At 43.0% G+C, this 13,403-nt stretch carries 10 protein-coding genes; 1 reads left to right on the top strand and 9 read right to left on the bottom strand.

What is annotated here, in order from left to right:
• Positions 1 to 68: 68 nt before the first annotated feature.
• Entirely contained in the window at positions 69 to 2,063 is a 1,995-nt protein-coding gene (locus ACOAOT_RS03065; RefSeq protein ID WP_420215629.1) for an oxidoreductase, read from the bottom strand.
• Positions 2,064 to 2,301: 238 nt separating this feature from the next.
• Here ACOAOT_RS03065 and ACOAOT_RS03060 point away from each other — a divergent pair, with 238 nt between their 5' ends.
• Positions 2,302 to 3,864 (top strand): PucR family transcriptional regulator, encoded by a 1,563-nt coding sequence (locus ACOAOT_RS03060; protein ID WP_420215628.1) that lies wholly within the window; start codon positions 2,302 to 2,304, stop codon positions 3,862 to 3,864.
• A 45-nt stretch (positions 3,865 to 3,909) separates the two neighbouring features.
• Here ACOAOT_RS03060 and citC read toward each other — a convergent pair whose 3' ends face one another.
• Genes citC through ACOAOT_RS03020 form a run of 8 tightly spaced genes read right to left on the bottom strand, consistent with a single transcriptional unit; the run spans position 3,910 to position 13,353 of the window.
• The gene (citC, locus tag ACOAOT_RS03055) at positions 3,910 to 4,905 is read right to left on the bottom strand and encodes a [citrate (pro-3S)-lyase] ligase (protein ID WP_420215627.1); all 996 of its coding nucleotides are present in this window, start codon (positions 4,903 to 4,905) and stop codon (positions 3,910 to 3,912) included.
• An 11-nt stretch (positions 4,906 to 4,916) separates the two neighbouring features.
• Positions 4,917 to 5,807: a triphosphoribosyl-dephospho-CoA synthase CitG gene (gene citG, locus ACOAOT_RS03050; RefSeq protein ID WP_420215626.1), complete on the bottom strand. Its 891-nt coding sequence runs from the start codon at positions 5,805 to 5,807 to the stop codon at positions 4,917 to 4,919.
• Positions 5,808 to 7,370 carry a citrate lyase subunit alpha gene (gene citF / locus ACOAOT_RS03045; protein ID WP_420215625.1) on the bottom strand — a complete coding sequence of 521 codons (1,563 nt, stop codon included), beginning with the start codon at positions 7,368 to 7,370 and terminating at the stop codon, positions 5,808 to 5,810.
• A 1-nt stretch (position 7,371) separates the two neighbouring features.
• The gene (locus ACOAOT_RS03040) at positions 7,372 to 8,274 is read right to left on the bottom strand and encodes an aldolase/citrate lyase family protein (RefSeq protein WP_420215624.1); all 903 of its coding nucleotides are present in this window, start codon (positions 8,272 to 8,274) and stop codon (positions 7,372 to 7,374) included.
• On the bottom strand, positions 8,271 to 8,570 hold the full coding sequence (gene citD, locus ACOAOT_RS03035) for a citrate lyase acyl carrier protein (RefSeq protein ID WP_420215623.1): 300 nt from the start codon (positions 8,568 to 8,570) through the stop codon (positions 8,271 to 8,273). Before citD ends, ACOAOT_RS03040 begins: the two co-directional genes overlap by 4 nt.
• A gap of 13 nt (positions 8,571 to 8,583) precedes the next feature.
• On the bottom strand, positions 8,584 to 10,872 hold the full coding sequence (locus ACOAOT_RS03030; RefSeq protein WP_420215622.1) for a hydratase: 2,289 nt from the start codon (positions 10,870 to 10,872) through the stop codon (positions 8,584 to 8,586).
• Positions 10,873 to 10,921: 49 nt separating this feature from the next.
• Positions 10,922 to 12,064: a 2-methylaconitate cis-trans isomerase PrpF family protein gene (locus tag ACOAOT_RS03025; RefSeq protein ID WP_420215621.1), complete on the bottom strand. Its 1,143-nt coding sequence runs from the start codon at positions 12,062 to 12,064 to the stop codon at positions 10,922 to 10,924.
• Between the two features lie 14 nt (positions 12,065 to 12,078).
• On the bottom strand, positions 12,079 to 13,353 hold the full coding sequence (locus tag ACOAOT_RS03020) for an SLC13 family permease (protein ID WP_420215620.1): 1,275 nt from the start codon (positions 13,351 to 13,353) through the stop codon (positions 12,079 to 12,081).
• Positions 13,354 to 13,403 lie beyond the last annotated feature (50 nt).

Here is a 13,403-nt window from a genome sequence, read left to right as displayed (position 1 = left end):
AAAATGAGTTTTCACCGAACAGAAATCCATATTGGCTGACTGCACGGTGGAAACTCATTTTCCCCTTTTTAAATATTTGATGCTACCTCAAAGGCATCCCAGATCGCGTACATAATATTGGAGACCTTTCTTGCATCTCCTAATATGTAAAGATCCCTGACTTCATATTTTATTTCATCATAAAGTCTGTTTTCGGAATCATAACCAACTGCAAGCACAACAGAATCCGCGTTTAATTCCTCTTCTCCTGCACCAGTCCCAATTAAAACCCCCTGTTCAGTCGTACAAATTGCTTTGGAACCTGTATAAACGGATATTCCTTTACTTTCTATCAATGATAAAAGCATGCTGATATTGGCAAAACACAGCGGACCATTTAATTTTAATAAACCATCCTGGGCTTCCACAATGGAAACTTCTTTTCCATTATTCTTAAGCCACAGAGCCAGTTCACAACCAACCAGACCTCCGCCCAAAACCACTACGCGGCTGCCCGGATCCCTTGTTCCAAGAAGAACCTCTTCGGCTGTAAATACCTTACTGTCATCACCAAGACCGAATACCTTTGGTCTTGAACCGGTTGCAGCTATGACCGTATCGGGATTGGCTTTGCGAACCATTTCAGGAGTTACCTCTGCATTAAAATAAACCGGTACTGACAGATCTTTTAATGTGTTCTCATACCACTTTGCCAGTGCATGATCATCCTCTTTAAAATCCGGTGTTCCTCCTGGAATTAAATTCCCTCCCAGACGGTCTGTTTTTTCATAGATCATTGGCTGATGGCCTCTTAAACTTAACACCCTGGCAGCTTCGCATCCAGCCACTCCTCCGCCAATAATCATTACCTTTTTCTTTTTCAGAACTGGCTTTAATTCTGTAATCCGTTCTCTTGCGCAGGAAGGGTTGACAGCGCAGTTCAGCCATCCATAATGAACCATGCGGCCGAGGCATCCCTCATGACAGGAAAGGCACGGACGGATCAGTTCTGTCTGACCGAAACGCAGTTTATTTACATAATCAGGATCTGCGAGAAGGGGGCGTCCAAGTCCGATTAAATCGCAGCTTCCGTCTTCAATAGCAGAAAGAGCCAGATCCGGGTTATCCATACGGCCGGCACAGATAACGGGACCATTTACTGCCTCTTTTATGGCTTTTGCATAAGGAATGTAAAGTCCTTTCTTCTGATACATTGGCGGATGATTCCAGAACCACGCATCGTAGCAGCCCACATCCACGTCAAGGGAATCATACCCGTACTGCTCCAACAGCTGCGCCGCTTCAATCCCCTCCGGCAGATCACGGCCCTTTTCTTCAAATACCTCACCGGGAAGAGCACCGACACGCCAGTCTTTTATAAATGATTTAGGACTGTAACGAAGTGTAACTGTGAAATCCTCCCCGCAGGTTTTCTTTATTTCCTCCACGATTTCTCTTGCAAAGCGAAGGCGGTTTTCTAAGCTCCCGCCGTACTCATCCGTTCTGTTATTAAAAAATGAGATGGCAAACTGGTCAAGCAGGTATCCCTCATGAACCGCATGAATCTGAATTCCGTCAAATCCTGCATTTTTAGCAATTGCTGCTCCTTCCCCAAACCGTTTCACAATCCGACGGATTTCCTCTTTTGTCAAAGCTCTGCAAGGGATATCTACCCAGCGGTTCATAATTTCCGAGGCAGATACCGGCTTTGTATCCAAATCAACAGGAGGTGCAACCCGTCCAAAACCAGCACTTAACTGGAGAAATACTTTGGCATCATAAGCATGAATCCGTTCTGTCATTTCTCTTGCAGTCCGGGTAAAATGCACCGGATTAATGGTGGGACAGGGAGTGCTTGGCATGGAGTGATGTTCTGCTTCATTATCAACGAAACATACTCCTGTGATAATAAGCCCTGTTCCGCCCTTAGCCCGCTCTACATAATAATCAATTCCTCTCTGATTAAAGCCTCCCACGGAGTCACCAAGACCCTGGGGACCCATGGGTGCCATAACAAAGCGGTTTTTCAATGTAACATTGCCGATTTTAACCGGTTCAAAAAGTTTTTGGTATTTGTTCTGCATATTTGTCCTCTCCTTTTATTAATACTATGAAAAATAGTATCAAATACAACGGGAAAAGGGTATGTCTGAATCTATAAACTTTTATCTGTTTCTTATCTGAATTACTAAGATTACTTTTGTTTCTTGTAACAATCTCGTCTGCACTTTTTTATTGTATTTAACAATTCATTCTGGAATGGTCATTTAATCGGTGTTATAATATATTACATCACTTATCAACAATGAAAAGAGGGCTCTTATGGCAAAGCATATGAAGAATCTGGCAGATTTTTTAAAGAATTACAGCAGTCATTGTCATATCAAACATGATTCCATTATTAAATCATGTCGTTGTCTGGACGGCTTACCTGTGGCATTCCGCTCAGATATTATTTATATTTCACATGTATCAGACCTGCCTGATTCCATGCCTATCTCTGACACGGTAAATTTTTTACTCGTTGGAGACAAGGATCTGCCCCATTTCTATGAAACCGATAATAAAATAAACTGGATTCTCTGTGATCCGGGTCTGGTTACACTGCAGAAGTTAGTCAACCTCACAGAGGAATTCTTTTTTGAAGAACTGACTCTTTATCAGTACAAGGAAGAAATGATCCGGGCGTTAAATGAACCGGATGCCATGAATAAAATGCTGGAAGTGACTTATAAATATGTTGGAAACCCATTGAGAGTGATTGATTCTGCCCATAATCCGGTGGCTTCCTGCTGGGATGAAGACTGTTTGGATGAGCCCCAGTGGATGGAATACAGAGAAAATCGCAGATTCTCCCAGAAATACAACGATATATGTAACACTGATTACGCCTTCCAGCGCCATATGCTTAACTATTCCACGCCTTATATCATGAATTACCCGGAGATTTATAAACACCGTCAGCGTATCCTGCGCATCAGACAGAGCCATATGAATATCGCTTTTGTCAGTGAATTGGAATACAATCACTCCTTTACTGAATTTAACAGTGAAATACTACAGATCTTCGCCTATTTTGCAGGAATTCTGCTATGCAATAATGCTCACTTTTACTCCTCCTACGATTCACCATTATCGGAAATACTACTCTATGTTTTAAAATCACCGCAGCCCAATCCGGAGAAGGCCAGACAGCTGGTGAAAAAATCCGGTCTTCATTTGAAAAAATATTTATACTTAATTTACATAACAGACAACGACCTCTTTGATTCAAAGGAAAAATTGTTTTATATCTGTACATTGCTGGATAAATTTTTTACCGGGGGTCTGACTCAGATGATCGAAGGTAAAATAATAATTCTCCTGGATTCTGAACAATGCCTAAGGTCTCCTCTTGATGATGAGCGCATGCAGGACTTTCTTCAGATTTTGGAGGCTAATCATATCTTTGCCGGAATAAGCCGCGCCTTTTTGGACCTCTCCCAGACGGTCCATGCCTTCGAACAGGCAAAAAAAGCCCTGGAAATTTCAAGGCAAAAGGAAGATCCGGGTCAATTATTCTTTTATGAAGATTATATTTTAGAGGATCTGGCAGAAACCTACCTGCTTTCCCATTCCCCTGCTCATATGGTTGAGCCGGGTCTTAAGGAGCTGATTGAATATGACAGACTCCATGGAACTGCCTTAATGGATACACTCACCTGCTACCTGGACCTGCAGCTGGATCTGCACGCTGCTTCTGAGCGTATGCACATTCATTTCAATACACTGAAATACCGTATACAAAAAATTAAAGATATCACCGGCCTTGATCTGAGCAAAATTGATATTATTATGAGAATCAGGCTCTCTTTGATTATCATTCAATCTGGTAGTTCCATATAAAAAAGCTGCCGCACCCATTCAACCAGTGCGGCAACTCTCTTATACTTATGAATTTTGTGTCAGATATCTCCATGTTGTTTCCGGCACCAGGTTTTCTGCATCCTGGAACCTGCCTTTTTTAACAGCTTCTCTGACTCTTGAAGCGCTGATCACTTCTTCTCCCTGTATTTTTCGTTCAATCTCTATGACTTGTATTCCATATTCAGGGAGAATCTGTTTCATTGCTGTATTATAAGAACCGGTTACTCTGCATATCGGCTCTGTTCCTACGAAGCGTCTGGTTATCTTAAGGGGTGGAGCGATTATTTCTGCAAACATTTCCAAATCAAATTCACAATTGGCCTTATTTGCAAACGCTTTTTCTTTCAGATAGTAGGTGGGAAAAGTGGCAGCAGAAACCATATAATCAGAAGCCTGATGAACGATGACCCGATTTAAATCTTCCGTTCCCTTTAAAACCATCTGATAACGGTCTTTCGCGCCATAAAAGGTCCGCTTATCCGATAATACAAACACATGCAGATAGTCACACTGTTTCAAAGCTTCTTCGATTAAATACCGGTGTCCCAGTGTAAACGGATTACAGTTGGCTACGATTGCACCAACTATTCTCCCATAATCTTTGGCATCGATTGGTGTTATTTCCTGTATTGCCTGGATAAACTTTTCAAATCCCTGTTTCTCATTCTCCATAAACAATACAGATTTTGTCTGGAACACGGTATAAAATCCTAAGCTCTTAAACATTTCCTCATTCTTTGGTTTTGTATATAGGACAAGCCTGCTTCTTCCATGCTCAAATTCATACTGAACCAGCTGGGAAACCACACTGCCGGATAAGCCTTCTCCAAGATGATGAGGATCTACTGCAATGCACTTTAACACATTCTCTTCCACAGAACCTGCTGCAATGATTTTGTAATCATCGTCAAGTATACATGCACTATATTCAATCCCCTCATCATAGTTAAGATCCTGACTGGCTAAAAATAGTTTTAATTCCTCCAGCGCACGGCCCTGTAATGGTCTTCCTTCCAGCATAATTCACCTGCTCACTTTCCTGCCCACCCATCCTCAATCTCAGATAAAAAGATAGAGGCGGCCAGCAAATCGGCACACCCGCCGCTGCTATAGTTTTTATGAATAAAATAGGTGTCAAGTTTTATTAACTCCTCCATAGCACCCTGAGAATAGGCACCGCCTGTAAGCAAAAATTCCTGAGACAGTTTCTGTACTTCCTTAAGCCCCTCACGCCCGCACCTGGACAGGATATTTCCATCTTCCACCTGACTCATCAGGGTAAACAGCGCCTGGATTTTCACCAGATTCCAATATCGTCCCTCTTTCTTTCCCTGTCTGATAACCGGTAATGCCAGGTTTATGACCGAAGGATAACCATCTGCCGCCTCTCCCCTGATTCCTCTGGAACCATAAGTACATAAATTCTTTTGGCCATGGGTATCTTTACTGTTCTTAAACTGTATGGAGTCAAGTTCATTTAATAAAATATTCCGAACCATTTTTTGTTCCTGCATCATCAGACTGCTTATGGACACCTGACCATACTTTTTAAAACAGCTTCCGGCAGCCGCACATAAGATACCCATGGTAAACACAGCCCCTTTATGGGTATTAACCTGTCCGGTTGCTTCATACATCGCATGTTCTGCCCGTATACCAATCTGACGGATCTTTAAAAAGCAGCCTTCTGGTTTTTCAGACATATGAATTCCTGTTTCAGCAAATTCACGAAAATAAGGCAGCAAAGCATCTGTGCTTCTTTTAAATGTAAGCAGATTCATGTCCCGGTGAGCTCCATTACTGAGCGGATCCACAAGCCCCGGCTTTGGTGCCGTATAAACCTCCTCCAGCAATGCTGATCCTGCCATGTCTCCAATCCGGTGGGCATTAGTACTATATTTCTTCTTATCTGTATCTATCATCTAATTATCTGCGAAAGTATATTCTTTCACCTTGCGCACTACATCTAATATGGTTCCATCCCGGCTTTCGATAATCCCTACAACCTTATCATCAAACACCACTTTCTCCGGCTCTCCAACCATGGAATAGGCGATGTCCCGAAGTTCTTCAATTGTTTTAAAAGGAAGGTCCACTCCTCTCATGGCTTCAATTAAGTCCTTCCGCTTAGGATTGATGGCAATTCCATAATCAGTCACTACTACATCAATACTTTCTCCCGGAGTGGTCACAGCAGTTACTTCCGTGCAGACAGCGGGAATTCTTCCCTGTAACAGGGGAACGATGACGATTGCACATTTGGCACCGGCAGCTGTGTCCGGATGGCCTCCCTGGGCTCCGGTTATCTCTCCGTCTGAGCCAACCACCACGTTACAGTTGAAATTAATATCCACTTCAAGAGCAGCCAGAATAACAAAATCCAGTTTATTTACTACAGCACCTTTATTAAACGGATTTGCATACTCTCCTGCAGAAATACGGAAGTGTTTTAGATCTTTTACTGACTCTACTGCATCAAGATCGAAATCCTGGGTGTCCAAAAGACAGTCTACCTGATCATTTGCCAACAGATCACACATGGGTTTTGTCAGACCGCCTACACCAAAACGCATGCGGATATTGCGTTCCTTCATAATCTTAGAAAGTGAAATGGTAGATGCGATGGAGGCCCCTCCCACTCCGGTCTGATAAGAAAATCCGTCTTTAAAATAAGGAGTATTAACAACAAACTGGGTACAGTAATCCGCCATCATCAGCTTTCTCATATCTGTAGTGGGTTTTGCAGCACCTGTGGCAATCTTATCGGGATTTCCGATGGCATCTACCACGACTACATAATCCACCTTTGTCATGCTGATATGTGCAGGAAAGTTTGGGAAAGGAACCAGGCAGTCGGTAATTGCAACGACCCGGTCAGCATAATCTCCATCTACAAGAGCATAGGAAAGAACACCGCAGTTACTCTTGCCTCCGATTCCACGGCAGTTGCCGTAATCGTCACAGGTGGGTGCACCGATAAATGCGATATCAATTCTGGTTTCTCCGCTTTCAATAGCACGAACCCGGCCTCCATGAGAACGCATGATGGCCAATCCTTTTAACTTTCCGGCGGAAATAGCCTGTCCGATTTTTCCTCTGACACCGGAGGACTGAATATTGGTTATGGTTCCATCTTCTATATATGGAACGATTGGATCGTGAGCCTTACCAAGGGAGCTGGCGCAAATGGTGATATCTTTAATGCCCAGCCGGTGAACTTCTTCCATTACCATATTTACAATGTAGTCACCTTCCCGAAAGTGATGATGGAAACCAAGAGTCATACCATCTTTTATGTTGCATTTAATCAGTGCATCATGAATGCTTTCTACTAATTTACTCCTCGTATTATCACTTACACATCTGGTTACCGGGCCATCTTTTTTATAAGTATATCCGTCTCTGTAGTGAATTCCCTGGAATACTTCCTTTCCAGTGGCTTTTAAGATCTCTTCCGGGATATCTCTTCCTACTGCATTTATCATTTTACAAATCCCCCTTATATACACCCGATGCTTTCGCCATATAAATGGTACGGATCGCACCGTCATAAAATGCAATATCAATCATCTTTCCGTCAACGGTAAATACACCGATTCCCTTTGCCTTCTTATCATCGATTTCCTTGACTACCTTTTCTGCAAAGATAATGTCTTTCATTGTTGGTGTAAATATTTCATGTACAATACTGATCTGTCTTGGATTTATAATTGATTTTCCGTCAAATCCCATTAAATGAATGGATTCAACCTCTTTTCGGAAGCCTTCCATGTCATCTAAATTCGTAAATACAGTATCAAAGCACTGGACACCGGCCGCTCTGGCTGCTATGATCATATGCTGCCTTGCACCCATGAGTTCCACTCCGGTTCCGGTAATGTGTGTCTGCAAATCTTTGGTGTAATCTCCTCCGGAAAGGGCAATTCCAAAAAGTCTTTCTGAGGATTCACAGATTTCAAGAACCTTCATTACTCCTCTGGCGGATTCAATGGCTGCCATAATAAGGGTTCTTCCCTGGGGAATATGGAATTCTTTTTCTGCCGCAGCAACTGCTTCCTCAACCAGCTTCACATCTTCTGCCCGCTCTGTCTTTGGAATTCGGATGGAATCGCATCCACCTGCTACCGCACAGCGGATATCTTCCTTCCAGTAAGGGGTATCCAGGGCATTGATGCGGACCACCCGCTCACACCCATGATAATCAATTTCTTTCAATGCATGATAAAGGGAAAAACGTGCAGCATCCTTTTGGTTTTCGGCCACCGCATCCTCTAAATCCAGCATAATGGAATCAGGTTTATAAATGTAGGGATCTTTGATTAAACCCGGCTTCTGGGCATTTAAAAACATCATGGTTCTTCTCAGTCTTTTCTTCTCCGGATTCATCATCGAACAGCACCTCCCCATGGAAGATGATCAAATTGCCCGACAGAACGGAACAATGCTCCTTCCAGACGCGCTTTTATTGTACAATCCAGTGCTCCCTTGTCTACAATGGAGATTTTCACCTGACTGACTTCCATATTCTTAAGAGTTTCCATTACAACCCTTTTTATCTGATTTCCATACTGGTTGATAACCACACTCTCCAGATTAAATTCTATGCCATTATTACCAGGTTCTACCGTAACCTGGCAGTCGCTGGATTCCAGTGTTCCGGCCATTGCCGGCTGCACGATTTCCATATTGTTCCTCCTCTTATTTCCTTTTTCTGTTGTAATTAATTAAGCTTCCTGCTTTTACAATCTCACGTTCTTCCTGAGTCATGTCCGTGATATATAAATGAATTTCCCTGGCTGAATCTTCTTTTATCACATAGGCTGTGATATCTGACATATTCCCGCTTTCTAATGCAGCACGTACTCCAGGGACAAAAATGTAATCGCCAGTTTCAAATTCCGGTTCGTCCTTCATCTGGAATGGCAGCATTCCCCAGTTCATCACATTGGAACGATAGCGTTTAGTCGCATATTCTCTGGTTATGTTGGCAAGTCCGCCAATGACTCTCTGACAGCTGGCTGCCTGTTCTCTGGCTGAACCATCTCCAGGCTTGATTGCATAAATCATACTTCCAATCTCTGTATCCGATATTTCGATGGTTTCCATACCAGGAATTTTTTTGATTGAATCATAAATCTTTGTAAGCTCCGGATCCAATTCTGCCGGAGACGTTCCTGCAGTTCTTGCTTTTTCCAGACAGTCAACACTTTTGCTTCTTTCCACATAAGCCGGGTCTCTTCTGGATAAGGTAAATTCAGCAAGTCCCAATGGATTGGAGCGGTAAGAAGCGGTTTCACCGGATGGAATCAATTCATCTGTGGTCGTAACCTCATCCATAATCTTAGAACACACTTTTAAAAGAATGTTCTCTGTTAAAGCGCTCATTTCCGGCCAGTCTTTAATATTGGGGCCGCATACCAGTTCTTTCTCTTTTTGTTCCTGATTAAATCCCTGGTATATTCTCTTTTTATATACAGTGCTGTCAAACTGATAATCCGGAATGTTTTCCCAGCAGTCAAACGCTTCTGCCGAAGTAAGCACACCTCCGTTTGCTGCAGTCGCTGCAATGGAACGGGCATCCATCAGTGCAACAGCTGCCATCTGACCGTTTCCAGGCTTGGAACCTTCCCGGTTGGGGAAGTTTCTGGTGGTATGACGGATACTTAAACCATTATGAGCAGGAGTATCACCGGCACCAAAGCATGGACCGCAGAAAGCAGTCTTTAATACAGCTCCTGCCTCCATTAAGTCTGTCACAGCACCTTTTTTCACCAGATCCATGTAAACAGGCTGTGAGGAAGGATAAACGGAAAGTGAGAACTCACCATAGCCGCAGTCTCTTCCCTTTAAAGCATTGGCAGCTTCTATAACATTGGTATAATTGCCTCCGGCACAACCGGCAATAATTCCCTGCTGAACCTGAAGTTTTCCATTAATAATTTTATCGGTCAGAGTAAATGGAGCACGTCCCTTGCTTACTTTCTCTGCCTCTTTTTCTACCAGGCGAAGAATATCGCCCAGATTTTCATTCAGTTCATCAATTTCATAGGTATTGCTTGGGTGGAATGGCAGTGCAATCATAGGTTTCACCGTACTTAAATCCACATAGACACAGCCATCATAATAAGCCTTGTCTGCAGGCTTTAATTCCTGGTAATCTGCCTCTCTGCCATGAACGGTCAAGTAACTTTTTGTATCCTCATCTGTACTCCATATGGAGCTTAAACAGGTAGTTTCCGTTGTCATTACATCAATTCCATTACGGAAGTCCGTGCTCATAGACGCAATTCCTGGTCCCACGAATTCCATTACTTTATTTTTCACATAGCCATTTTTAAATACTGCACCGATAATTGCCAGGGCAATATCCTGTGGACCCACTCCGGGATTTGGCTTTCCCGTCAGGTAGACTGCAATAATATCCGGGTAGGCCAGATCATAGGTATCGGAAAGAAGCTGTTTTACCAGCTCACCGCCACCCTCACCAACTGCCATGGTTCCCAAAGCGCCATAACGGGTATGGGAATCAGAACCTAAAATCATCTGACCGCCGCCTGCATGCATTTCCCTCATATACTGATGAATAACTGCAATATGGGGAGGAACATAGATGCCACCATACTTTTGTGCCGCTGACAAGCCAAAAACATGATCATCTTCATTTATAGTACCGCCAACTGCACACAAAGAATTGTGGCAGTTGGTCAGTACATAAGGAATCGGGAATTTATCCATACCAGATGCTTTGGCGGTCTGGATAACTCCTACAAATGTGAGATCATGGGAGGTCATGGCATCAAATTTAATTTTCAAATGAGACATATCTTCTGAAGTGTTATGGTTCTTTAAAATATGATAGGAGATTGTCCCTTTTTTTGCTTCTTCTTTCTCTGAATCTGTCAGAGCTCCTGATTTAAGGTAATCTTCCTCAGAAACAATTTCCTGACCATGAATCAGATATACGCCGCTGTCATAAAGTTTTACCACATCTAAATCCTCCTGCATTCTAACAATTAAGTTGTTTCATCATTCCCAATCAACAATATGTAAATCCTTCCAGTATCAGATTTGCAGTCCGGAACCCAAATGTATCTTCCACGATTGTTTCATTTCCTTCTACATGGAAATCAACACCTGCTTCTAAAATACCGCCAGCATGACCGATACGGATAAACTTTGTATCTGCTCCCGGTCTTAAAACCTGATTTACTACACTGCCGGGAATAATCGCAGCCGCCGCTGTACACATGGCACCAGTCATAGCGTAGGTGGGATGTGTCTTTTGCATAGACATCATACGGGATAACAGATCAATGCCGTCCCCCTTTATGGTGCTTCCTGAGTTGGTCACATACTCATCCGGTTCTGCCACAAAGGTCATTTTAGGAATTCCGGGCATCTCCCATGCAGATTTCTTATAGTCTGTAATTAATCCCATTTTAACAGCTGCAAGCCCTCTTACTGTCTCTAAAAGATCCAGTTTTTCCTGATCAGAGTCCAGTTCTTTTGGTAGCTCTTTTCCTGTCAGCCCCAAAGCAGAAGCCTTTACAAATACCAAAGGATTGGCTGCATCGACAATGGATACTTCTACCTGCCCGATACCCGGAACCTCCAGCACATCGACTGCATTTCCTGTAGGCAGAAGTTTCCCGGAAACACTTCCTGCAGGATCAAGAAACTTCATTTTAACCGGAGCACCGGTTCCCGGAACCCCGGCGATGGCAAAATCACCATCGTATTTGACTGCTCCGTCCTCTACCTGAACCTCTTCTTCAATAATTTTCCCTGTATTGGTATTGAATACTTTCACAATTGTGACAGGCTCCGTTATTTTTACAAGTCCCTGTTCAACCGCAAAAGGACCGACTCCCGACGAAATGTTGCCGCAGTTTCCTTTATAGCTTACAAGGGGTTTATCTACTGATACCTGCGCAAAGGTATAATCCACGTCTGCATCCTCACGGCTGGATACCCCGATAATTGCAATCTTACTTGTGACGGAAGCTGCACCGCCCAAACCGTTAATCTGCTTGATATCAGGACTTCCCATGATTTTCATGAGAATCTCATCCCTTGCCTGTTCCTCAGAAGGAAGATAATTCTCCAGTATGTACACGCCTTTACTGGTACCTCCCCGCATAATGGAACAGGGAATTCTTCTTCTTTGTCTATCTAACATGATGGTTCCTCCAATTATCCAATAATTCCATAAATTCCGATTGTTGCTAAAATTGCATTTGCGATTACGCAAACAAATGCGATCAAAAACAAACGGCCGAACAGTTTATTCTGCTCCTGATCTTTGTCCTCAGCGTTTGACGCTGTCATATATGCGGCCAGGATCAGTCCGCCTCCGGTAGATGCCGGGCTGAATGCTGCTGATAAGGAAGAGGTGATTACCACACTGGCAAGCTCTGCAAAACCAGCATTGCCGGTTCCTAATGACTGTACAATCGGTCCCAGTGTGGGGATCATGGAAGGCATTACCACACCTGTAGTTGAGCTGAAGAATGATAAAATAGAGGAACTGATTCCAATAATTGGAGCAGCTGTCTTTGGAGTCATGATTGTTAACAGACCTTTGGACATCAGATCCAGTCCGCCCAGTTCAATAACAACGTTCATCAATACACCAACGCCACAGATTAAAATAAGGGTTCCCCATGGTACCTTTACCAACGCTTTCTTTTCATCCGTTACGCCTAAAATTACCAACACTGCTGCAACAAAAAATGAAGCAAGTCCTACGTTAATATTCAGACCGACAACCATGACTACCATAACCAGTACCCCAGTGATTGTGATCCACTGCTGTTTATTAAGATGCTCTTTCACTTTTAATGATATATTTTCTTTTTCCGCAGGTTTAATTTTCCAGATCTTATAATAAACAGAAAAACCTATCATAAGAATGGTTGACCATAAAATGCAGTTCCACATGACTGGAAGTTCAAATCCGGTAAAACCTGCCTCTGTTCCAAGCTTCTCCATCAATACGCCGGGAGGGGTTAATGGGGACAGGGTAAAACCATTGGCTGCCACTTTAGCCGCCAGAGCGAATAACAATGGATTTTCTCCCATGCTGACAGCAACCGTTACAGCAACGACAGTCATTAAGTTTCCTACCGGGATATTACCAGGTCCGATAATTGTCAGAATACCAGATACAAGGAAGATAATGACCGGAACCAGATAGGTTCTCTTTCCTGCAAGTCCGATTCCTTTTTTTGCAACAAATTCCAACGTACCATTCACCTGGGCAACGCTGAACAAAAATGATACACCAACCAGAGTAATAAACAATTTCGCATCAAAACCGGCCAGTACTTTGCTGTCACTTAGGCCCCCCAATCTGGCAAGAATCAACGCTGATCCAATTGCCAGAACACCAATATTGCACTTTTTAACAAACCCAATTGCCACTACTACAAACAAAAATAGAATAGATATAATATCTATGTAGTTCATGCCTGTTCCACCTCATTATTAAATTTTATCTAACGGTTACCATCTCTGAA

It is taken from the genome of Lacrimispora struthionigena (assembly GCF_048627165.1).
Classification (GTDB): domain Bacteria; phylum Bacillota; class Clostridia; order Lachnospirales; family Lachnospiraceae; genus Lacrimispora.
This window is presented reverse-complemented; position numbering and strand designations above follow the sequence as displayed.